General features: G+C 41.2%; 23 protein-coding genes. 21 read left to right on the top strand and 2 right to left on the bottom strand.

Annotation, left to right across the window (positions count from 1 at the left end; translation table 11 throughout):
* Positions 1-2: 2 nt before the first annotated feature.
* From fliM to PUND_RS06220, 21 genes are all read left to right on the top strand, one after another.
* Entirely contained in the window at positions 3-1094 is a 1092-nt protein-coding gene (fliM, locus tag PUND_RS06120) for a flagellar motor switch protein FliM (protein WP_010387912.1), read from the top strand.
* Between the two features lie 20 nt (positions 1095-1114).
* A complete protein-coding gene (gene fliN, locus PUND_RS06125; RefSeq protein ID WP_010387913.1) occupies positions 1115-1516 on the top strand; it encodes a flagellar motor switch protein FliN in 402 nt (133 codons plus the stop codon).
* On the top strand, positions 1513-1896 hold the full coding sequence (fliO, locus tag PUND_RS06130; protein ID WP_010387917.1) for a flagellar biosynthetic protein FliO: 384 nt from the start codon (positions 1513-1515) through the stop codon (positions 1894-1896). The genes fliN and fliO overlap by 4 nt, the downstream gene beginning before the upstream one ends.
* A 4-nt stretch (positions 1897-1900) precedes the next feature.
* The gene (gene fliP, locus PUND_RS06135; protein WP_010387920.1) at positions 1901-2641 is read left to right on the top strand and encodes a flagellar type III secretion system pore protein FliP; all 741 of its coding nucleotides are present in this window, start codon (positions 1901-1903) and stop codon (positions 2639-2641) included.
* Between the two features lie 41 nt (positions 2642-2682).
* Positions 2683-2952 (top strand): flagellar biosynthetic protein FliQ, encoded by a 270-nt coding sequence (locus PUND_RS06140; RefSeq protein WP_010387922.1) that lies wholly within the window; start codon positions 2683-2685, stop codon positions 2950-2952.
* A gap of 2 nt (positions 2953-2954) precedes the next feature.
* A complete protein-coding gene (gene fliR, locus PUND_RS06145) occupies positions 2955-3734 on the top strand; it encodes a flagellar biosynthetic protein FliR (protein ID WP_010387923.1) in 780 nt (259 codons plus the stop codon).
* A 9-nt stretch (positions 3735-3743) separates the two neighbouring features.
* Positions 3744-4874 (top strand): flagellar biosynthesis protein FlhB, encoded by a 1131-nt coding sequence (gene flhB / locus PUND_RS06150; RefSeq protein WP_010387924.1) that lies wholly within the window; start codon positions 3744-3746, stop codon positions 4872-4874.
* 71 nt (positions 4875-4945) lie between these two features.
* Positions 4946-7054 (top strand): flagellar biosynthesis protein FlhA, encoded by a 2109-nt coding sequence (gene flhA / locus PUND_RS06155; protein ID WP_010387925.1) that lies wholly within the window; start codon positions 4946-4948, stop codon positions 7052-7054.
* 21 nt (positions 7055-7075) lie between these two features.
* Positions 7076-8563: a flagellar biosynthesis GTPase FlhF gene (gene flhF, locus PUND_RS06160; protein ID WP_010387926.1), complete on the top strand. Its 1488-nt coding sequence runs from the start codon at positions 7076-7078 to the stop codon at positions 8561-8563.
* A complete protein-coding gene (locus tag PUND_RS06165) occupies positions 8556-9416 on the top strand; it encodes a MinD/ParA family ATP-binding protein (protein ID WP_010387928.1) in 861 nt (286 codons plus the stop codon). Before flhF ends, PUND_RS06165 begins: the two co-directional genes overlap by 8 nt.
* Before the next feature lie 26 nt (positions 9417-9442).
* Complete coding sequence (locus PUND_RS06170) at positions 9443-10153, top strand: RNA polymerase sigma factor FliA (protein ID WP_008112209.1); 711 nt, start codon at positions 9443-9445, stop codon at positions 10151-10153.
* 40 nt (positions 10154-10193) lie between these two features.
* Entirely contained in the window at positions 10194-10577 is a 384-nt protein-coding gene (gene cheY, locus PUND_RS06175) for a chemotaxis response regulator CheY (RefSeq protein ID WP_008112210.1), read from the top strand.
* A 16-nt stretch (positions 10578-10593) separates the two neighbouring features.
* The gene (locus PUND_RS06180; protein WP_010387932.1) at positions 10594-11361 is read left to right on the top strand and encodes a protein phosphatase CheZ; all 768 of its coding nucleotides are present in this window, start codon (positions 10594-10596) and stop codon (positions 11359-11361) included.
* Positions 11362-11375: 14 nt separating this feature from the next.
* Complete coding sequence (locus PUND_RS06185; protein ID WP_010387934.1) at positions 11376-13592, top strand: chemotaxis protein CheA; 2217 nt, start codon at positions 11376-11378, stop codon at positions 13590-13592.
* A 53-nt stretch (positions 13593-13645) separates the two neighbouring features.
* Positions 13646-14797, top strand: coding sequence for a protein-glutamate methylesterase/protein-glutamine glutaminase (locus PUND_RS06190; protein ID WP_010387935.1), 1152 nt, complete (start codon positions 13646-13648; stop codon positions 14795-14797).
* The gene (locus PUND_RS06195) at positions 14790-15554 is read left to right on the top strand and encodes a flagellar motor protein (protein ID WP_010387936.1); all 765 of its coding nucleotides are present in this window, start codon (positions 14790-14792) and stop codon (positions 15552-15554) included. The genes PUND_RS06190 and PUND_RS06195 overlap by 8 nt, the downstream gene beginning before the upstream one ends.
* 5 nt (positions 15555-15559) lie before the next feature.
* A complete protein-coding gene (locus tag PUND_RS06200) occupies positions 15560-16522 on the top strand; it encodes a flagellar motor protein MotB (RefSeq protein ID WP_010387938.1) in 963 nt (320 codons plus the stop codon).
* Between the two features lie 12 nt (positions 16523-16534).
* Entirely contained in the window at positions 16535-17305 is a 771-nt protein-coding gene (locus PUND_RS06205) for a ParA family protein (protein WP_008112222.1), read from the top strand.
* 3 nt (positions 17306-17308) lie between these two features.
* Positions 17309-18031: a chemotaxis protein CheW gene (locus PUND_RS06210; protein WP_008112224.1), complete on the top strand. Its 723-nt coding sequence runs from the start codon at positions 17309-17311 to the stop codon at positions 18029-18031.
* Between the two features lie 21 nt (positions 18032-18052).
* Positions 18053-18550: a chemotaxis protein CheW gene (locus PUND_RS06215; protein ID WP_008112225.1), complete on the top strand. Its 498-nt coding sequence runs from the start codon at positions 18053-18055 to the stop codon at positions 18548-18550.
* Positions 18551-18568: 18 nt separating this feature from the next.
* The gene (locus PUND_RS06220) at positions 18569-18970 is read left to right on the top strand and encodes a DUF2802 domain-containing protein (RefSeq protein ID WP_008112228.1); all 402 of its coding nucleotides are present in this window, start codon (positions 18569-18571) and stop codon (positions 18968-18970) included.
* Between the two features lie 27 nt (positions 18971-18997).
* Here PUND_RS06220 and PUND_RS06225 read toward each other — a convergent pair whose 3' ends face one another.
* Both PUND_RS06225 and fliK read right to left on the bottom strand, forming a co-directional pair.
* Entirely contained in the window at positions 18998-19306 is a 309-nt protein-coding gene (locus PUND_RS06225) for an EscU/YscU/HrcU family type III secretion system export apparatus switch protein (RefSeq protein WP_010387940.1), read from the bottom strand.
* Between the two features lie 2 nt (positions 19307-19308).
* Positions 19309-21474: a flagellar hook-length control protein FliK gene (fliK, locus tag PUND_RS06230; RefSeq protein WP_010387941.1), complete on the bottom strand. Its 2166-nt coding sequence runs from the start codon at positions 21472-21474 to the stop codon at positions 19309-19311.
* Positions 21475-21561: the final 87 nt, after the last annotated feature.

Genomic DNA, 21561 nt, shown 5'->3' on the forward strand with positions numbered 1-21561 from the left:
GTGTGAGCGATTTATTATCCCAAGACGAAATTGATGCGCTATTACACGGTGTTGATGAGGTCGAAGAGGAAGATATACACGACGGTGAAGACGGTGAGGGAAGTACGCTACAGTATGACTTCTCTTCGCAAGATCGCATCGTGCGTGGTCGCATGCCGACACTTGAAATTGTTAATGAGCGATTTGCGCGTCATATGCGAATTAGCCTTTTTAACATGATGCGCCGCACCGCTGAGGTGTCAATTAACGGCGTGCAAATGATCAAATTTGGTGAGTATATTCACACCTTATTTGTACCAACCAGTTTGAATATGGTGCGTTTTCGCCCACTAAAAGGCACTGGCCTAATTACCATGGAGGCGCGATTAGTCTTTATACTGGTAGATAATTTCTTTGGTGGCGATGGTCGTTATCATGCCAAAATTGAAGGGCGTGAATTTACCCCAACAGAGCGCCGTATCGTGCAAATGCTGCTAAAAATAATCTTTGAAGATTACAAAGAAGCATGGGCGCCGGTTATGGATGTGTCGTTTGAGTATCTCGATTCTGAGGTGAATCCCGCCATGGCTAACATTGTTAGCCCAACCGAAGTGGTGGTTATTAGCTCTTTTCATATTGAGCTTGATGGCGGCGGTGGTGACTTTCATATTGCGCTGCCTTACTCAATGCTCGAACCTATACGAGAGCTACTGGATGCAGGTGTTCAGTCTGATACTGAAGATACCGATTTACGTTGGAGCAAGGCACTTCGCGACGAAATAATGGATGTAGAAGTCGATTTGTCGACTCAACTACTTGAAGTTGATTTAAGCTTAAAACAAATTATGGAGCTTAAGGCGGGGGATATCATTCCTGTTGAAATGCCAGAGCATATTACTGTGTTTGTTGAAGAGTTACCAACATTTAGAGCTAAAATGGGTCGCTCACGCGATAATGTTGCGCTACAAATTAGTGAAAAAATTAAACGCCCTGATTCAGTTAAATCTGAGCTGCATGTCTTTACTAAAGGCGGCAAAAAAATTGATTCAGATGCAGAATTAGCAGAACTAGAAGATGATTTACACCTTTCAAACGGTGTAGACTTAGACTGGTAATTGATTAAAAGGTTAAAAGTATGAGCGATGATCAAGATACGATGGACGAATGGGCAGCAGCACTTGCTGAGGCTGAGGGAACTGACGATGATAGTGCAGAGGTTAAAGTAACCGAGCTTGATGAGCTGGATGATTCAAAGCATGAGCTCAGCGGTGAAGAAAAACGTAAACTCGACACTATTTTAGATATTCCCGTTACTATTTCGATGGAAGTAGGGCGTTCTAAAATTAATATTCGTAACTTATTACAACTTAACCAAGGTTCAGTTGTTGAACTTGATAGGGTTGCTGGTGAGCCGCTAGATGTATTAGTTAACGGTACATTGATAGCACATGGTGAAGTGGTTGTGGTGAACGATAAGTTTGGTATTCGCTTAACGGATGTAATTAGTCAGGTTGAACGGATCAAAAAATTACGATGATAGCATTACTTGGTTTAAGCAATTCAGTGTTTGCAGCTACCGATGCTGCAACACCCACCACAGACATTATTTCAATGGTTATGTCGTTAGGTGTGGTGGTAGTGTTAATTTTAGTGTTGGCTTTTTTTGTTAAAAAGCTTAATCCAAATTTAACCAATAACGATGAATTCAAAGTGATCCGCAGTCTTCCTTTAGGCTCACGCGAGCGATTAATGGTAGTCGAGATAGATAATGCACAGCACCTATTAGGTGTAACTCCACATAGCATTAATTATTTACACAAGCTAGAAACTCCCCTGACAGAAAAAGAGTTACCAGAATTAGCTAAGCGTTTTGGCAAAATGTTGAATCCGCAACTTAATCAAAATAAAAAGAACTAATATCATGACTAAATGGCTGCTTTTCATATTTGCTATGGTATTCGTACCAGGAGTCAGTGCTGAAGGAATAGACGCGCTTACGATCACAAGTAATGCAGATGGCACGCAAGACTATTCAGTGACGCTACAAGTGTTAGCGATCATGACGGCTATGAGCTTTATTCCAGCAGCCATTATCATGATGACCTCGTTCACTCGAATTATTGTTGTTTTAGCTATTTTGCGCCAAGCGATTGGTTTACAACAAACGCCTTCTAATCAAGTATTACTAGGTATGTCGCTGTTTTTAAGTATTTTTATTATGGCGCCTATTTATGAGCAAATAAACGAACGCGCAATCGAACCGTACTTAAGTGAACAGGTAACATCACTAGAAGCACTCGATTTAGCTAAAGAGCCAATGAAAGCTTTTATGCTTTCTCAAGTACGATTAAAAGACTTAGAAACCTTTGCAAAAATAGCTGGGTACGATCAGCTTGATTCACCCGAAGCAACGCCATTGATCGTGCTTATTCCGGCGTTTGTGACCAGTGAGCTACAAACAGCCTTTATTATCGGTTTTATGTTCTTCATCCCCTTTTTGATTGTCGATTTGGTGGTTGCATCGGTGTTGATGGCCATGGGTATGATGATGCTATCCCCCATGATTGTATCGCTACCGTTTAAGATTATGTTGTTTGTATTGGTTGATGGTTGGAGCTTGGTGATGGGTACGCTCGCTAAAAGCTTTGGGTTGGGCACATAGTGGTGCTTTCTACTTTGAACCAATCACTCTAGGAGTCGCCCATGGAACCTGAAGTATTTGTTGATATTTTAAGTGGAGCCCTGTTTTTAGTGATTAAGCTGGTGTCTGCTATTGTGGTACCTGGTTTAATTATTGGTTTAGTAGTGGCAGTATTTCAGGCGGCAACCTCAATTAATGAACAAACACTGAGCTTTTTACCGCGTCTATTAATTACTATTAGTGCGTTAATAGTGGGTGGACATTGGTTTACTCAAGAGCTGATGGATTTTTTTAATCGCTTAGTGCTTCTTATACCCGAAATAGCAGGTTAACGATGGAGTTCCCATTTTCCGTTGTTATTCAATGGTTAAGTGATTTTTTACTGCCCTTGGTGCGTATTAGCTCAATGATCATGATAATGGCGGGTATTGGCGCCAAAAACGTCCCTTCTCGAATTAAAATGGGCTTGGCTGTTGTAGTCACATTTTTAGTTGTGCCTGTTCTACCTCCAGCTACATTTACTAATTTATTTTCTTTTGAAATGGTTTTAGTGGTGCTACAACAAATGCTGATTGGCGTTGCGATTGGTTTTGCATCCACACTACTACTCAATACATTTGTGTTAGCCGGGCAAATCCTTGCTATGCAAACTGGTTTAGGTTTTGCGTCTGTTGTTGACCCCTCAAATGGAATGAGTGTACCTGCTGTAGGGCAGTTCTACCTCATTTTAGCTACCTTGTTATTTTTTGTATTTAATGGCCATTTAATGATGATTCAAATGGTGGTACATAGTTTTCAGGTATTGCCAATTGATGGTAATTGGTGGGCGGTTGATCATTATTGGGACATAGTGACATGGGGTGGTTGGATGTTTACCACTGCACTAGTGCTTTCGTTAGCGCCATTAACGGCCATGCTTGTAATTAATATGTCATTTGGCATCATGACCCGTGCTGCCCCACAGTTAAATATCTTCTCTATAGGCTTTCCGTTTACCTTAGTGGCAGGGCTCGTTATTATTTGGGCTACCCTCGGTAACTTTATCACTCAGTTTGAGTTCCAATGGCTAAAAATGGTTGAGCTAATGTGTACTCTAGTTGGTTGTTCCCCTTAGGAGAGCGTAATGGCTGAAGATTCAGGACAAGAAAAAACCGAAGAACCCACGCCCAAAAAAGTTGATGATGCCAAAAAGAAAGGCCAAATAGCGCGCTCTAAAGAGCTAGGTACTATGTTTGTACTCATTTTTTCTGCTATTTCTTTATTAATGTACGGCCCTGAAATTGGTAAAGGCTTGTATCGAATTATGGGCAGAATGCTTAGTCTTAATCGCAATGAAACTTACGACACCACAAAAATGTTTGCGGTGTGGGGGGAGGTTGCTGACGTACTGTTATTTCCTATGTCGATGTTTGTACTTATTATTGTACTGGCTGCGTTTATTGGTAACACCATGCTTGGCGGCTTTAATTTTAGCTGGCAGGCAGCAGCGCCCAAAGCCAGTAAAATGTCGCCAATGAAAGGTTTTACTCGGATGTTTGGCCCGCAAGCGGCTATTGAGCTACTTAAGTCATTATTAAAGTTTGGCCTAGTGGCAACCTTCGCTATCTTTTTAATTAATGTTTATTTTGATGAAATATTACATTTGAGTATAGAAAGTGCGCCGGGCAATATCGTGCATGCTTTGGAAATATTAGCCTGGATGTTTTTAGGGTTATCTTGCACCTTAATTATTATTGCAGCTATTGATGCGCCATTTCAAAGTTATAGCCATAACAAACAGCTTAAAATGACGATGCAAGAAGTAAAAGATGAATATAAAAACTCTGAGGGTGATCCGCAAATCAAAGCGCGTATCAGGCAAACCCAACGTCAAATGTCGCAAAAGAGAATGATGCAGGATGTTCCTGATGCCGATGTTATTGTTACCAACCCTACTCATTACTCAGTGGCTTTAAAATACGACACAGAGCGAGCTGGAGCGCCTATTGTACTAGCAAAAGGCGTTGACGAACTCGCTATGCAAATTCGTAAAATTGCTTTGGGTAATGAAGTGCCCATTGTTGAGTCGCCTACCTTAACGCGAGCGCTTTATCATACTGCTGAAGTAGGGGATCAAATTCCCGATCAGCTCTTTACTGCAGTTGCTCAAGTGCTTGCCTATGTATTTCAGCTTAAACGGTTTAAAAAAGGCCGTGGAAAACGCCCTGTCGCGCTTAATAAAAAGCTGCCAATCCCTGATGAATTTAAGTATTAACCGCTAACCAACTAACTTGGAATAGTTATTGCAATTTCAGCGTAGTGTCAATTTTTTGAAATTGTAGAGTTATGGAATTTAAAGCGGTATTACAACAACTTAATAAAGATAAAAAAGAATATGCAAAAGGCGTTGGTACACCGCTTTTAGTCTTAGCTGCGCTTGGCATGGTTATATTACCACTGCCCCCATTTCTGCTTGATATATTATTTTCGTTTAATATCGCGCTCGCATTAGTTGTATTACTGGTCACCGTATATACCATGAAGCCGCTTGAGTTTGGCATGTTTCCAGCGGTGTTGTTAATCGCTACGATCATGCGTTTAGCACTTAACGTAGCCAGTACTCGGGTGGTACTTCTTGAGGGTCATAATGGTGGTGATGCCGCTGGTAAGGTAATTGAAGCATTTGGCTCGGTGGTGATTGGTGGTAACTACGCCGTGGGTTTAGTGGTGTTTCTGATTCTAATTATCATAAACTTTGTGGTAATTACCAAAGGTGCAGGGCGTATTTCTGAAGTGTCAGCACGCTTTACCCTTGATGCCATGCCGGGTAAGCAAATGGCGATTGATGCAGATATGAATGCTGGCTTTATTAGTGCAGAGCAAGCCAGAGAGCGTCGTGATGAAGTAACCCGTGAAGCCGACTTTTATGGTTCTATGGATGGTGCCAGTAAATTTGTAAAAGGCGATGCTATCGCGGGTATCGTCATTTTAGTGATCAATATTGTAGGTGGTTTATTTGTTGGCATGATCCAGCATGACTTGAGCTTTTCACGCGCTATGGAAGTGTACACACTATTGACCATTGGTGATGGCTTAGTCGCGCAATTACCTTCATTACTACTTTCAATTGGTACTGCGATTGTTGTAACGCGTCAAAATGAGTCGCACAATATGGGCGATCAGTTTAAGCAGCAGCTAGGAAACGAAAAATCATTATTTATTGCCTCTGGTATCCTCATTACTATGGGTTTAGTCCCAGGTATGCCGCATATTGCATTTTTAAGCTTAGGGGCGCTTTTAGGTTACCTTGCATACTACACCCAGCAAAACAAACTTAAATTGGCGGCTGCTGAGGCCGAAGAAGCTGAAAATGCAGCCTCAGGTACCGGGATTGCGGCTAAACAAGAACAAAAAGAACTGGGTTGGGATGATGTACAGCAAGTTGATGTTATTGGCTTAGAAGTAGGTTATCGATTAATTCCTTTGGTTGACCAATCACAAGGTGGTGAGCTGTTAAACCGCATTAAAGGGGTGCGTAAAAAACTATCTCAAGAGCTGGGCTTTTTAGTACCGCCTGTACATATTCGCGACAACCTTGAACTTGATCCAAATGCGTATCGCATCACTATGATGGGTGTATCAAGTGGTGAGGGAGAGCTTAAACACGGCGATGAATTAGCAATTAACCCAGGCCAAGTGTTTGGCCCGCTAAAAGGCATTGAAACTACAGACCCTGCATTTGGTTTAGATGCGGTATGGATAAAACCCGATCAAAAAGATGAAGCGCAATCTTTAGGTTATACCGTAGTTGATTCAGCAACCGTTGTGGCCACTCATATTAGCCAGTTACTCACCAATAGCGCCGCATTATTGCTTGGCCACGAAGAAGTACAAAACTTATTAGACATGTTAGGTAAAAGTCACCCTCGCTTAGTTGAAGGGCTAGTACCTGAGGTATTACCGCTGACCACCATCGTTAAAGTACTACAAAACTTATTAAATGAAGGGGTAGCAATACGAGATATGCGCTCAATTGTTCAAACCCTTGTTGAGTATGGCCCTCGTAGCCAAGACCCTGATGTATTAACGGCTGCAGTGAGAATATCGTTGCGTAGATTAATCGTTCAAGATGCTGTTGGTATGTCTTCTGAAATCCCTGTCATAACCTTGGCGCCTGAGTTGGAACAGATGTTGCATCAGTCACTTCAAAATGCAGGTGATGAAGGTGCCGGAATAGAACCAGGACTTGCTGATAGACTTCAAACATCATTGAATGAAGCGCATCAAAATCAAGAAATGGCCGGTGAACCTTCAATATTGCTAACGTCAGGAATGTTACGCACTGTGCTATCTCGATTTGTTAAATACACCATTCCAGGATTGCGAGTGATGTCTTATCAAGAGATACCAGATGAAAGACAGATCAAGATTGTCAGCTCTGTAGGCCAACAATAAGATTTTAAAGGGGTTTGAATTATGAAAATTAAACGTTTTTTTGCTAAAGACATGCGCACCGCACTAAAAGAAGTAAAAGAAGAGCTCGGTGTTGATGCGGTTATTATGTCAAATAAGAAACTAGCTAATGGCGTTGAAATTGTTGCTGCTGTTGATTACGACAAAGCCGCAGCAAAAGCGCCAGAGCAGCCTCAAAGCCAGCCAGCTGAAAGCGCTTCATTTGCACATACCCAGAGCTCACATAATTTTGTAAAACCAGAGCCACAACGTGCTCAACCTAAGCCACAAGCAAAGGTAGCTGATAGTTTACAAGCTTTATTAGAACGTCAATCTCCCCGTCCTCGTTCAGCAGAGCTTGCGTCAATGTTTTCACAATCAGGCATTGATACCTCTGGTCATTATCAAGAACAAGAATCTGTGCAATCTCGACCTAAAAATATGTTTGAGCGTGAATCAAGCGCATCTGCACGTCCTCGTACTCAAGCTGATAGCTTGGGTTTTGATGATTTAGACAGTGGTTTTGACGATTTAGACTCACCGAGTGCACCTCGTCAGCAAACGATGCAAAACGAGTCGAGTGATATAAGTACTATGCGCGAAGAAATGAACGCAATTCGTCAATTACTAGAACATCAAGTGTCAGGTTTAATGCAACAAGATATGGCACGTCGCGATCCAACCCGTGCATGCATGATTGACCGTTTAGTGGGTATGGGGATAGATAAAGAGGTTGCTGAGCAAATGGCATGCTTTGTACCCGACGATGTATCTCGCCAACAAGGTTGGAAAGCCTTATTGAATATGGTTGAAGATCAAATGCAAACCACTAACAACGAAATTCTTCGCCAAGGTGGTGTTTATGCACTAGTAGGCCCAACAGGGGTAGGTAAAACCACCACAGTTGCAAAATTAGCTGCATTAGGTGCGCAAAAATATGGTGCTGATAAAGTTGCACTTATTACTACTGATACCTACCGTATTGGTGCGTATGAGCAGCTAGCAACCTATGGTCGAATTATTGGCTGTGGCGTTAAACAAGTCAAAGATGCAAATGAATTAGCAGAAGTTTTATACCATTTACGAAATAAACGTCTAGTCTTAATTGATACAGCAGGAATGAGTCAACGTGATTTACGCTTAACCGAGCAGTTAAACACCTTGATGCGTAATCAGCGTGTTGATATACGTAGTTATTTAGTATTAAGTGCGACGGCGCAAATTAATGTATTACAAGAAACAGTAAGGCACTTTAAAAAAGTACAGCTAAGCGGATGTATTTTTACTAAACTTGATGAGTCATTGAGTTTAGGTGAGATTATTAGTATTGCGATTCAAAATCGTCTCCCAATAGGGTATCTTACTAACGGTCAGCGAGTACCAGAAGATATTAGAGTGGCAAATGCCGAAAAACTAGTAAAAAAAGCTGAGCAATTGTATTTAAAAAGAATAAAAGCACAACAATCACGACACCAATCAGTGGCGTCGAGCACAGTAGAGATGTATGATTAACACAGTTTTAGATCAAGCAAGCGGCCTTCGCAAAATGAGCAAGAATAATAATAACGGCGTAAAAGTTATCGCTGTCACCGGCGGCAAAGGTGGAGTGGGTAAAACGAACGTATCCCTTAACACGGCAATCGCGTTAGGCCAACAAGGCAAACGTGTGCTTGTACTAGATGCTGATTTAGGATTAGCGAATTGTGATGTGATGCTTGGACTGCGCGTTGAGCGTAATTTATCTCATGTTTTATCGGGCGAATGTGAACTTGATGATATTTTAGTCGAAGGTCCCGCAGGCATAAAAATAGTGCCTGCAACATCGGGTTCGCAAAGTATGGTTGAGTTATCACCCTCAGAGCACGCTGGACTTATTCGTGCATTTAGTGAACTTAACACCGACTTTGATATTTTAATTGTTGATACCGCTGCGGGTATTTCCGATATGGTGCTGAGTTTTTCTCGCGCAGCGCAAGATGTGGTTGTGGTGGTATGTGATGAGCCTACATCAATTACCGATGCTTATGCTTTAATTAAAGTACTTAGCCGTGAGCACGGCGTTTATAAATTTAAAATTGTTGCCAATATGGTGCGTAGTTTACGCGAAGGGCAGGAATTGTTTGCAAAACTTTCAAAGGTTACCGACCGATTTTTAGATATATCAATGGAGTTGGTTGCAACGGTTCCATATGATGAAAATATGCGCAAATCAACGCGCCGCCAAAAAGTAATTGTTGAGGTTTTTCCTGGGTCGCCTGCTGCAATTGCTTTTAAAACACTGGCTACAAAAATTGCTAAGTGGCCAACACCTAGTCAAGCCTCGGGTCATTTAGAGTTTTTCATTGAGAAACTAGTTAGTAACTAACAATGACAATACCGGTGAATAGAGCTATGGGATATCAGTCAACACAAAATTTAAATATGATTGTTGAAAAGCATGCCTCATTAGTCAAAAAAGTGGCGTGCCATTTAATTGCTCGTTTACCGGCCAGTGTGCAGCTAGATGATTTAATTCAATCGGGTATGATTGGTTTAATTGAAGCTTCAAAAAACTTTGATGCAAGCAAAGGCGCAAGCTTTGAAACCTTTGCCGGTATTCGTATTCGTGGTGCGATGATAGACGAAATGCGCCGAGGCGATTGGGTTCCACGTTCAGTTCACAGAAAAAGCCGTTTGGTTGCAGAAACTATTGTTGCGCTTGAGAACAGTTTAAACCGTGAACCTAAAGATAGTGAAGTTGCTGAAAAACTTGAAATTTCGCTAAATGAGTACCATCATATTTTAAACGATGTAAATGTAAGCAAAGTGTTAGGTATTGAAGACCTTGGTATAGATGACGATGTGATTACACCTCATGGCCAAGATTTAGCACTAGACAAACCGTTCAATAATGTTAAAAATGAACGGTTTAATGAGTCTTTACTCAGTGCAATAAAGTCGTTACCGGAAAAAGATGCAATGGTGCTTTCTTTGTACTATAACGATGAGATGAATTTAAAAGAAATTGGGCATATACTCGATGTAAGTGAATCGCGTGTAAGTCAGATACATGGTCAGGCGATGATTAAGCTTAAAGCAAAAATCAATGACTGGATAAACTAGAAGTAAGTAAATAAAGGTTCAGGCCTCACTGGAGGATGTTTTGGATAAAAACATTAAAATTCTTGTTGTTGATGATTTCTCAACAATGAGACGTATTATTAAAAACCTGTTGCGCGATTTAGGTTTTACCAATGTTCAAGAAGCAGATGACGGGTCAACTGCTTTGCCTATGTTGCAAAATCAAGCGTTTGATTTTGTTGTAACAGATTGGAATATGCCAGGCATGCAAGGTATTGATCTTTTAAGGGCAATTCGAGCTGATGAAAAATTAAAGCATATTCCTGTTTTAATGGTTACAGCAGAAGCTAAAAAAGAACAAATAATTGCTGCGGCCCAAGCAGGTGTTAATGGTTATATTGTTAAACCATTCACTGCAGGTACATTGAAAACTAAATTAGAAAAAGTGTTCGAACGCTTAGGTTAATGAGAGGGAGAGGCTTATGTCAGCACCTGCTGCGCCTCAGATTACTTTAGAACAAGCTCGCCAGTTAGTTGTTTTTTTAGAAAATGGTGAGCAAGATAAAGCGAATCAGTTAATTTTAGAAACAGCTTCACAAGAGCAATCACAGTTATTTGCTGAGGTGGGTAAGTTGACGCGTCAACTGCACGAAGCTTTAAAAAGTTTCGAGTTAGACACGCGTTTAACAGACATTACCACTGATGCCATCCCTGACGCAAAAAAACGCCTTAACTATGTCATGGAAATGACAGAAAACGCAGCCAATAAGACAATGGATGCGGTTGAAGCAAGCTTACCATTAGCACAAGAAATCGCTGACGAAATAGCTGATATCAAGCCAACGTGGGATCGTTTAATGAACCGCGAAATAGAGCTTGGTGAGTTTAAATCACTTTGCCATAGTATTGATAAGTTTATGAGCAGTTCTCATCACAAAACCGATGAGTTACAAATGCTGATGACTAATGTGCTGATGGCTCAAGACTATCAAGATTTAACCGGTCAGGTTATTCGCCGTGTTATTGAACTTGTCCGTGAAGTTGAAGAAAGTTTAATTCACCTGTTAACTGCATTTGCAGCGCAAGGTGGTGAGGTTGAACCAACTGAACAACCAGAAAAAATAGAAGATCCCATTGTTGCACAAACACTAGCAGGTCCCGAAGGGCCTATTATTGATAAAGAAACGCGTAATGATGTTGTATCTGATCAAGATGAAGTTGATGATCTATTATCAAGTTTGGGCTTCTAATAGGAGAGTACTGCATGAGCTTTGAAGTCGATGAAGATATTTTACAAGACTTTTTAGTAGAGGCCGGAGAAATCCTTGAGCTTTTATCTGAACAGTTAGTAGAACTGGAAAACAACCCAGATGATACTGAGCTACTAAACGCAATATTTCGCGGTTTCCACACTGTAAAGGGTGGCGCTGGCTTTTTGGCTATGACAGAGCTTGTTGATGCATGTCATGGTGCTGAAAATGTGTTTGATTTACTGCGCCAAGGTGTAAGAACAGTTAACTCTGAATTAATGGATGTGATTTTACAAGCACTGGACACCATTAATGAAATGTTTGCCACGATTAAAAATCGTGACCAGCCAGAGCCTGCTGATCCAGAATTACTTGCAGTACTTCACAAACTTGGGCAGCCACCGACAGCAGAAGAGCTTGCCGGCGATTCTGTGGTTGAAGATATAGCTCCTGTGGAAACTCCATCGGTAGAGCCTGAACCAGTTGCAGAGCAACCGAGCAACGATGCTGAAGAAGACCCGTTTGCTTTTGATGAATTATTTAGCGGCCCAGATAGCAGTAGCTCAGACTCTCAGATTGATGAAATAACCGAAGACGAATTCGAAAGCCTACTTGATGAACTTCATGGAAAAGGGCAAGCCCCACAAGAAAAACAATCATCATCAAGTGGCAATGATGTCAGTGGTGATATAACTGACGATGAATTTGACAGCTTATTGGATGAACTTCATGGTGTAGGCAGCTTTGGCGAAGTGAGCCAAGCAACCGCAAGTACACCACAACAAACACCATCAGCTCCTGTGGCTCCACCAAGTAACGAGCAAAGCTCGGGCGATGATGAAATAAGTGACGACGAGTTTGAAGCCTTACTTGATGAACTTCATGGTAAAGGTGCACCTAAGTCGATAGAAACACCGGCTCCTGTAAGTAAACCTGAACCAGTGGCAGCTAAAAAGCCAGAACCAGTTGCTGCAGCTAAGCCACAGCCTAAACCAGAGCCAGCTAAGCCGGCTCCTGCGGCACAAGCAGCTAAAGCTGCGCCGCCCAAAAAAGCAGCGCCTCCACCGGCAGAAACAACTGTACGTGTTGATACCAAACGCCTAGACCAAATAATGAACATGGTGGGCGAGTTAGTACTTGTGCGAAATCGCTTAGTAAGTTTGGCGACTAACTCTGATAGCGAGGCTATGGGTAAAGCTATTTCCAACTTAGATGTTGTGACTGCTGATATCCAAGGTGCAGTAATGCAAACACGAATGCAGCCGATTAAAAAAGTATTTGGCCGTTTTCCTCGTGTTGTACGTGACTTAGCACGAACACTTAAAAAAGATATTAATTTATTACTTGTCGGTGAAGACACCGATTTAGATAAAAATTTAGTGGAAGCATTGGCCGATCCATTGGTGCATTTGGTTCGCAACTCGGTCGACCATGGTATTGAAATGCCCGATATTCGTGAAGCAGCGGGTAAACCTAGAACAGGTACGGTGACTTTATCAGCTTCGCAACAGGGTGATCATATTCTACTTACCATCCAAGATGATGGTGCCGGTATGGATGCTGAAAAGCTTAAAAAGATTGCGATTAGTAAAGGGGTGCTTGATCACGACCAAGCGAGTCGTCTTTCTGATACTGAAGCTTATAACCTTATTTTTGCACCTGGGTTTTCAACCAAAGAAGAAATCTCAGATATTTCTGGCCGTGGTGTTGGTATGGATGTGGTTAAAACAAAAATCACTCAGCTCAATGGCTCGGTTAACATAAAATCAGAAATGGGCGTAGGGACTACTTTAGAAATCAAAGTTCCACTAACACTTGCGATATTGCCTACCTTAATGGTGGTGGTGGGAGAGCAAACCTTTGCCTTGCCGCTAGCGGGTGTAAGTGAAATATTCCACTTAGATTTAACAAAAACTAATGTGGTTGATGGCCAGCTAACGATTATTGTTCGTAAAAAGTCGATTCCATTATTCTACCTTGAACATTGGCTTATAAAAGGCGCTGATAGAGGTCAGCGAAAAGCACAAGGGCATGTCGTTATTGTGCAAATAGGGACTCAAAAAGTAGGGTTCGTTGTTGATTCACTAATAGGTCAAGAAGAAGTGGTGATCAAGCCTCTAGATGCATTATTGCAAGGTACGCCGGGTATGGCGGGTGCGACTATTACCTCTGATGGTGGAATTGCACTGATATTAGATGTACCGAGTATGCTAAAGCATTACGCTGGATAATAAAAAGTAGGTATAAACTTTATGCCTACCCATTCATTGAATAAGAGAGCGAAATGGCTGTTAAAGTTTTAGTAGTTGATGATTCAAGCTTTTTTCGCCGCAGAGTGAGTGAAATTCTTGAACAAGACAGCGGCATTGAGGTAATAGGCTTTGCTGTAAATGGCCGAGAGGCCGTCGAAAAAACAGCTCAGTTACGTCCTGATGTTATCACCATGGATGTTGAAATGCCGGTGCTGGATGGTATTAGTGCTGTGAAAGAGATCATGGCGAGTAATCCAACACCTATTTTAATGTTTTCATCGTTAACACGAGCAGGGGCATCTGCCACTTTGGATGCGCTTGATGCTGGGGCGATGGACTTTTTACCTAAAAAGTTTGAAGATATTGCTCGCAATAACGATGATGCAATTAAGTTATTGCAAAATAAGGTTAAGGAAATAGGCCGCCAGCGTATTGGAAGAATTACGAGAACGGCCCCATCTCCAAGTATTAGTAAACCAGCGTCAAACAGCTCTGAGCGCTTTTCTAACCTTGCTAAAAAGCCGATAGTTCAACCTGATCGTAGCTTTAATAATGCGAGTCCTGCATCTACTAGCAGCAGTGCCTCAGCGCGTGCCAGTGGTAAGCAGTATCAGTTAGTTGCTATTGGTACATCCACAGGTGGGCCGGTTGCACTGCAAACTATTTTGACGCAATTACCTGCTAATTTTCCACACCCTATTTTACTCATACAGCATATGCCTGCTGCATTTACCCCGGCTTTTGCTACTCGCTTAGATGGCTTGTGTAAGATTAAGGTAAAAGAAGCGCAGCAAGGCGATAGATTACAACCTGGGTGCGCTTATTTAGCGCCAGGTGGCCAGCAAATGATGGTAGAAGGACGTGGCTCTAATAGAACCCTTCGTGTGTTTGAAGATAAAAATGAACGAGTAAACTATAAACCAAGTGTTGATATTACCTTTGCCAGTGCGGCCAAAGCGTATCAAGGTGATGTGCTTGCCATTATTTTGACAGGCATGGGTGCAGATGGTCGTGATGGTGCTCGCATGCTTAAGCAAACTGGCGCTACAATTTGGGCTCAGGATGAAAAAAGCTGTGTTGTCTATGGTATGCCTCAGGCGATAGCCAGTGCAGGTTTAGCGAGCGAAAGCATTAGCCTTCATGATGTGGCTGCACGTTTAAAAAGAGAGGCTGGCTGTGGATAAGCTTTCTGTTTTAGGATTACTGGTTGCATTAGGTGCTATTGCAATCGGTTATTCTTTAGAGGGAGGTGTGGTATCTGCGCTGTTTAATGGGCCTGCACTAATTATTGTATTAGGCGGTACATTAGGTGCGGTGATGCTACAAACATCAGCCAATACATTTAAAAAAATGCTTGGTATTACTCATTGGGTTTTTGTTACCGACGACCATGATATTGAAGATGCTATTGAGCAAGTAAAACGCTGGTCGCATAAAGCCCGTCAAGAAGGGTATTTAGCATTAGAAAACGAAGCACTTGCGCATTCAGATCCCTATGCCGCCAAAGGACTGAGTTTATTAGTTGATGGCTGTTCAGAGCAAAAACTACGCGATACCCTCGAGATTGACTTATTACTTGAGCGAGAACGATTACTTGAGGCTAGCCGGGTATATGAAGCAATGGGTGGGTATAGCCCAACTATTGGTATTTTAGGTGCGGTACTTGGGCTTATTCAAGCCATGTCATTTATTAACGATCCTGAGCAGTTAGGAGCGGGTATTGCCACCGCGTTCATTGCAACTATATATGGTGTTGGTTTGGCTAATTTATTATTTTTACCTATGGCCAATAAGCTAAAGCAACGGGTTGAACAAAAGATGCTTTATCACGAAATGTTAGCGGAAGGTGTAATTGCTATTAGCCAAGGTGAGAGCCCTATTAATATTGAACTAAAGCTTGAAGCCTACCGCGTTGAACGTCCAATTTTACAGGCCCATTAGCGCCTATGTTACGCCGTCGCTTACGTCATCACCAATTAAAGAGCCAACATACTGAGCGTTGGTTAGTTTCTTATGCGGATTATATGACCATAATGTTTGCATTTTTTGTTGTATTGTATGCAATTGCGATAAACAAAGAAGACAACATCAAGGTTTTATCTGATTCTCTTGAGCATGTTTTTGATAAGTCTGCAAAACAATATTCTAAGCAGGGTAACGGGGTAAATGGTGATGCTTTATTGCTTGAAAGGGTTACCCCTGAGGCTGAAATTCTCTATGGCGAAAGTATTCAAGAGCTAGAGCAAGGCCCAATGTTACTCGATGGTCAAAGTGACAATAGCAATATTAGTCAACGCCACTTAGGTAAGCCGCTGGATAGTTTATTGGCTAAATTACAATCGTCGCTAATTGATGAGATACGCAGTGGCGAGGCTAGCTTAGAACTAAGCCAAGACTGGTTGGTTATTGAGCTCAATTCCGGATTGTTGTTTGCCAGTGGTAGTGCTGTTGCACATAACAAGGCCAAAGAGATTGTAAAAAAAATTGAAGCAATCATTGCATCAGTCGATAACTATATAAGAGTACGCGGGTATACAGATAACGAAACCATACGAAATGAAATATTTCGTTCTAATTGGGAGTTATCAGTGGCGCGTGCAACCTCAATATTAGTTGAGCTAGAGCGTTTGGGCATTGAATCCGCGCGTATGGCCATTGAGGGGTATGGTCAATACTCGCCCTTTGCCGATAATGATACCGAAGCTGGGCGTGCTGAAAACCGTAAAGTCGTGATTGCACTTTCTAAATATGGTTTAGCACCCGAGCCCTCTGATGAACAAACGAAATCATCAATTTCAGTATCAGAGCAAAGTCAGCCAGAAATTGAGCTACCTGCCCAAGACGATACAATAAAAATAATCCGTTTACCGCATGGTGGCATCCGTGTTACAACGCGCAACGAACAGTAATTAGGATGTAATGTGAAAGTTTGGACAGTAGCCAATCAAAAAGGGGGAGTAGGCAAAACCACTACAGCGGTTAGCCTTGCAGGGATCCTTGCGCTTCAAGGCAAGCGCGTGTTATTGATTGATACAGATCCTCATGCTTCACTAACCTATTACTTTGGTATTGATTCAGAAGATTTAGAGGTCAGTGTTTACGATATTTTTACTCGAGGCTCGAGTATGAAAAGCGAAGAAATATTGCAAGCATTATGCCCCTCAACAATTGAAAACCTTGATATTTTACCTGCAACTATGGCGATCGCGACACTTGACCGTAGCATGGGTAATAAAACGGGAATGGGCCTGATTTTAAAAAAAACACTGGCTAAAATTAGCGAGTATTACGATTACGCAATTTTAGATTGCCCACCTGTTTTAGGTGTGCTGATGGTCAATGCGCTTGCCGCCTGTGAAAGAGTGTTAGTGCCGGTGCAAACTGAGTTCTTGGCGCTTAAAGGGCTCGATAGAATGATGCGTACTATGGAGTTAATGCAAACCTCTCAAGCGAAAAGCTATGAATATACTATAATTCCAACTATGTATGATAAACGAACCAAAGCATCGCTTGAGGCCTATAAAACATTACAAGAAACGTATAAAGAAAAAGTATGGCCAGGCGTTATTCCTGTTGATACTAAATTTAGAGATGCAAGTTTAGCGCAAAAAGTACCGGTAGATTTTTGCCCAAATGCGCGTGGAGTCTATGCTTATAAAGCATTACTTAAATATTTAATAAAACAAGGTTAATAAATGAGTAAGCAATTATTTGCTAATGAAAAAGTAGTCACTCAGTACTTAGGGGCGTTATTATCTGATGACGAACCAACAAAAGACCTTGAGCCTGTTGCTAAACTGCTTGAGCAGGTAACGTATGAAGAGCAAAAAGAACAACCAGTAATAGTTGAGCCTGTTGTTGAAGTTGAAAAGCTTAATAAGCAAGTATCGAATGTAGAAATTGACACCCACCAAGAGCAACACGTCGTGCCTGAGCAAGAGGTGGTTGTAGGTGGTGAAGCTGACTACTTTGATGGTGAGTTTCAAGCGCTGTTTTTTGAAGTGGCAGGGCTTACTTTAGCGGTGCCGCTAAAAGCCTTAGGTGGCATTCATGAGCTTGGAGAAGTAAATCATTTATTTGGCAAGCCTAAGTGGTTTAAAGGGGTTATGATAAACCGAGAAGAAAAGCTCAATGTTGTTGATACCGCTCGCTGGGTTATGCCTGAAAAGTACGATGAGCAGTTAGAGGCATCTTTAAATTATCAATATCTCATCACTTTAGGTGATAGCCAATGGGGTTTATTAGCAGAAAAACTAATAAATAACATTACATTGAGTAAAGAAGATGTAAAATGGCGTACAAATAACAGTAAGCGCCCATGGCTTGCTGGAGTAATTAAAGAAAAAATGTGTGCTTTAATAGATGTTAATAATTTAAACGCACTATTAGAGAAAGGCTTAGATAGCCGTCACAAGTAATGACCATTACGAGGTAAGAGCATGAGTGAAGATAAATTACTGTCAGCTAAGAAAAATGCAGATAATAATGATGAGATTTTGCAGTGGGTTACGTTCAAGCTAGAAGATGAAACTTATGGCGTAAATGTAATGCAAGTGCAAGAAATACTGCGTTACACCGAGATTGCTCCTGTACCAGGTGCACCTTCGTATGTGATTGGTATTATTAACTTACGTGGTAATGTTGTTACCGTTATTGATACTCGCTCTCGTTTTGGTTTACCTGATATTGAAGCGACGGATAATTCACGTATTTTAATTATTGAAGCAGAAGAGCAAGTGATTGGCATTCTAGCCGATAGCGTTTCTGAGGTTGTTTACCTACGTAGCTCTGAAATTGACAGTGCGCCAAATGTAGGTACAGAGGAAAGTGCTAAATTTATTCAAGGTGTATGTAACCGCGACAATGAGTTACTTATTCTGGTTGATTTAAATAAACTACTTAGTGATGACGAATGGGATGAGTTAAGCGATATATAAGCTTCTCTACATAAAACTATGTTATTACTTGGTATTGCTATTGCGGGTTTAGTTTTTGGACTATTCTCGCTGCTTTTAATTGTGATGTTTAAAAAGCGCTATGCGAGTGAGCTTGGCGCGCAATTACAACAGTTTAAAGATTCATCAGAGCAGATTAATATTTTACGTAGCGAAGTGTCAGAGTTGCGAACCGGTTTACTGAGTATTGGTAAGCGTGTGCTTGAGGTAGAACAACAAAACCAAGAGCTGATACAGCAACAAGCAGCTCAAAAATACGATGACCCCGATGCTAAAATATACTCTCGTGCAGTAAAAATGGTTGAGTTAGGTGCTGATTTAGATGAGGTTATTCGCGAATGTGAATTACCCCGCGCCGAGGCTGAACTGTTGTTTTCATTACACAAACAAAAAGGCGCTTAGCGCCTTTTTTGCTTTTATAACACTGCGTTATGCTTTTATATTTAGCTTTCCCTGAAAGTCTTGCCAACCAGGCGGAAACTTTCCTCTAACCACGTATGAAAACGCAATGAGCTCAGCAATAACAAAGTACAACTCTTTGGGGATCTCTTCTGCGAGGTCTAGTTTCGATAGTGTATTTGCAAGTGCTTCATCTTGATGGATTAAAATTCCTTTTTCTTTGGCTAGGGCAATAATTTCATCCGCCAGTTCACCAAACCCTTTAGCACTTACAATGGGTGAATGTCCCGCCTCGTAGAGTAGTCCAATTGCTGAATTGCTTTTTGATGACTCAGTCATGACTAAACCTTAATATTAATAATGGCATGGGATTGGTAAAATGCTTGATGGTTGTCATCCGCTCGTTTTAGTTTAAGCTCACCCACTTGTAAGCCTTGTTTTGCCAGTTTTGAGCGTAAATTATCAAGATGTGGATGAGCTAAAGCGCTCACCGCTTGGGTTGAGGCTAACAACTGACAATCTAAAGCTTTATCCATGAGTTCTGCGATTATTTGTAGCTTACCCAGTTCGGCATAATTAAAGTTGAGCCTAACAAACCAGACATTTTTATCCGCTAGTTTACCGCTACTGTGCTTTTTATACTGCCCTAAAGTTATTTCTGTTTGCGCCGCTTCAGCAGGCAGCTTCATCGGTAATAAAAATTGCACTAAGGCGTTTGTGTCAGGCTGCTGGCTCAAAACGGGAGCTTGTACTTGGCTTAAGGTGTTTTTAATTTGGGTTAATTCACCTGCTAATGCTTGTACTTGTGGTTGCTGTAATTGTTCCAACAATTTATTGGCGCTATTACCCACTTTAAACGTCGGTAATAAAACCTGCAGTAAAGCTTCTAAACCCGTTTGATTATTAATACTCACCGCACTTGGATTTTGGTTAATGATAGGCGCGGCTAAAATGCTTAATGAAAGCTGTTCAACACCTCTATTAAACGAGCTTTGTAAGATGTCGCTTTGAAGTTGTGTGGGTTTTATGGTGCTGAGTATTTCGCGCTGTATGGTTGTTGGGTGTAAATTAGTATCTGACAACATGCGATTAAAAGCCTGATTAACTAAACGATTTAAATCGGTTCCTTGATCCGTCAGTTTGCTTGTAATGGTATTAAGTTGGCTGCTTACTATTTGGTTGGTCGCATCTTTTTGTTCTATTAAGGTGCTTGGACTTTGTTTTATAACCGTCGCTAATAAGAGTTTTTCTAAAGGCTGTAAGCTCTGACCAAATGTAACCGCGTTAGTTGGTGGGAATGAAAAAGGAGTTACTAAAGGAGATAAAGTGTGTGCTACTAACGGTTGTTGTTGCCACATAGAAACGCTTGATTTTATTTGCTGGGTAAATTGCATTAGGGGCGGCGCTAAATTTGACACGTTTTTTAATTGTGTCATGTCAATTTTTTGCATTGGGGTGAGCCATTTTTGCTGAGCATTGCCTGTAAATTCTGGTTTTTGAGATGAGCTTACCGAGGTCGTAAATGGCTTGCTTTCAAAGTACTTTACCGCATCTAAAATACGTGTTTTAAAATCAGCAAAACTGCTTTTTAACCATGATTGTATGGGACTGTTTATCGTGCTGAGCGGATGCTGTTTACTTGGCGAGGGATCAATTAGGCCTTGCGACTGTTGCAAAGAGAGCATCTCATTAAACGGTTTACTAAATGAGTTTTTAAGGCTCACAGTCATAGTGTGATAAGCGGTTTTGATCAGTAATTTATCTGCTTGGTGAGTAATGTTTACCTTAGTCGGGATGGTAGGTAGTTCACTTAATTGTCGATGACTTAGGTTAATAGTTAATGAGTCTTTAAAAGAGTTTGGGCTTAATACCGCAAACTTAGGCATAGCATGAAGCTGAGCAGGGGTTAAATTACTGGCAAGCAACTGTGTTAGTTTGGCTTGGTTTATTGGCTGTGAGTGCACTATATCAGTAAAACGGTTAATAATATTAAGTCGTGTACCTTTGCTATCCGTTTCAATCATCCCCTTTATTAAAGGCTCATCTGCGAGTAATTGTGCAACGTGTTTATTAATAGCAATACTGGCATTAAATTTTTCAATGACCAACTTTGGTGTGGGTTGTAATACCACCTGAAGTGATAGTGGACTGTTTTGAATATCACTTTGGGTATTTATAAAATTTAAAAATCGTTGCAACTGAGCCGGTTGTTTAATTGTTAAAGTTGTATTGTTAGGGATGATGGTTAGGCTTTTACCATCTGCACTTAACTGTATGTTAGCGCTTGCTATTTTTTCAACGTTTGTGAATGTCTCAGTTGTCCCAAGGCGAATCGTTTGCCAATGCTTATTCATAAACACATCAAGCGTGACTGAATCTTTAGAAAACTGAATATTTTTTGCCGCCAGCACTTCAGGTGGCAGTGTTGCTAACGCAGCCTTACCTGAATCAGTTGTTTGATTACTAACCTGTGGGTTAGACAATGTGATGTGCGTTGGTGTATTCATTATTTTATATCAAGTTTTCTTTATTTTAAGTAAATCGATTCTAAAGCAATATTCGTATTACCCTATCATTATGGTAGACTTACGGCT

Source organism: Pseudoalteromonas undina (assembly GCF_000238275.3).
In the GTDB taxonomy this organism is placed as follows: Bacteria; Pseudomonadota; Gammaproteobacteria; order Enterobacterales; family Alteromonadaceae; genus Pseudoalteromonas; species Pseudoalteromonas undina.

Bases quoted from the DNA above. Each gene is read 5' to 3' on its own strand.
- fliN (WP_010387913.1), top strand. From the start codon at position 1,115: ATGAGCGATGATCAAGATACGATGGACGAATGGGCAGCAGCACTTGCT.
- fliO (WP_010387917.1), top strand. From the start codon at position 1,513: ATGATAGCATTACTTGGTTTAAGCAATTCAGTGTTTGCAGCTACCGAT.
- fliP (WP_010387920.1), top strand. From the start codon at position 1,901: ATGACTAAATGGCTGCTTTTCATATTTGCTATGGTATTCGTACCAGGA.
- PUND_RS06140 (WP_010387922.1), top strand. From the start codon at position 2,683: ATGGAACCTGAAGTATTTGTTGATATTTTAAGTGGAGCCCTGTTTTTA.
- fliR (WP_010387923.1), top strand. From the start codon at position 2,955: ATGGAGTTCCCATTTTCCGTTGTTATTCAATGGTTAAGTGATTTTTTA.
- flhB (WP_010387924.1), top strand. From the start codon at position 3,744: ATGGCTGAAGATTCAGGACAAGAAAAAACCGAAGAACCCACGCCCAAA.
- flhA (WP_010387925.1), top strand. From the start codon at position 4,946: ATGGAATTTAAAGCGGTATTACAACAACTTAATAAAGATAAAAAAGAA.
- flhF (WP_010387926.1), top strand. From the start codon at position 7,076: ATGAAAATTAAACGTTTTTTTGCTAAAGACATGCGCACCGCACTAAAA.
- PUND_RS06165 (WP_010387928.1), top strand. From the start codon at position 8,556: ATGATTAACACAGTTTTAGATCAAGCAAGCGGCCTTCGCAAAATGAGC.
- PUND_RS06170 (WP_008112209.1), top strand. From the start codon at position 9,443: ATGGGATATCAGTCAACACAAAATTTAAATATGATTGTTGAAAAGCAT.
- PUND_RS06180 (WP_010387932.1), top strand. From the start codon at position 10,594: ATGTCAGCACCTGCTGCGCCTCAGATTACTTTAGAACAAGCTCGCCAG.
- PUND_RS06185 (WP_010387934.1), top strand. From the start codon at position 11,376: ATGAGCTTTGAAGTCGATGAAGATATTTTACAAGACTTTTTAGTAGAG.
- PUND_RS06190 (WP_010387935.1), top strand. From the start codon at position 13,646: ATGGCTGTTAAAGTTTTAGTAGTTGATGATTCAAGCTTTTTTCGCCGC.
- PUND_RS06200 (WP_010387938.1), top strand. From the start codon at position 15,560: ATGTTACGCCGTCGCTTACGTCATCACCAATTAAAGAGCCAACATACT.
- PUND_RS06210 (WP_008112224.1), top strand. From the start codon at position 17,309: ATGAGTAAGCAATTATTTGCTAATGAAAAAGTAGTCACTCAGTACTTA.
- PUND_RS06215 (WP_008112225.1), top strand. From the start codon at position 18,053: ATGAGTGAAGATAAATTACTGTCAGCTAAGAAAAATGCAGATAATAAT.
- PUND_RS06220 (WP_008112228.1), top strand. From the start codon at position 18,569: ATGTTATTACTTGGTATTGCTATTGCGGGTTTAGTTTTTGGACTATTC.
- PUND_RS06225 (WP_010387940.1), bottom strand. From the start codon at position 19,306: ATGACTGAGTCATCAAAAAGCAATTCAGCAATTGGACTACTCTACGAG.
- fliK (WP_010387941.1), bottom strand. From the start codon at position 21,474: ATGAATACACCAACGCACATCACATTGTCTAACCCACAGGTTAGTAAT.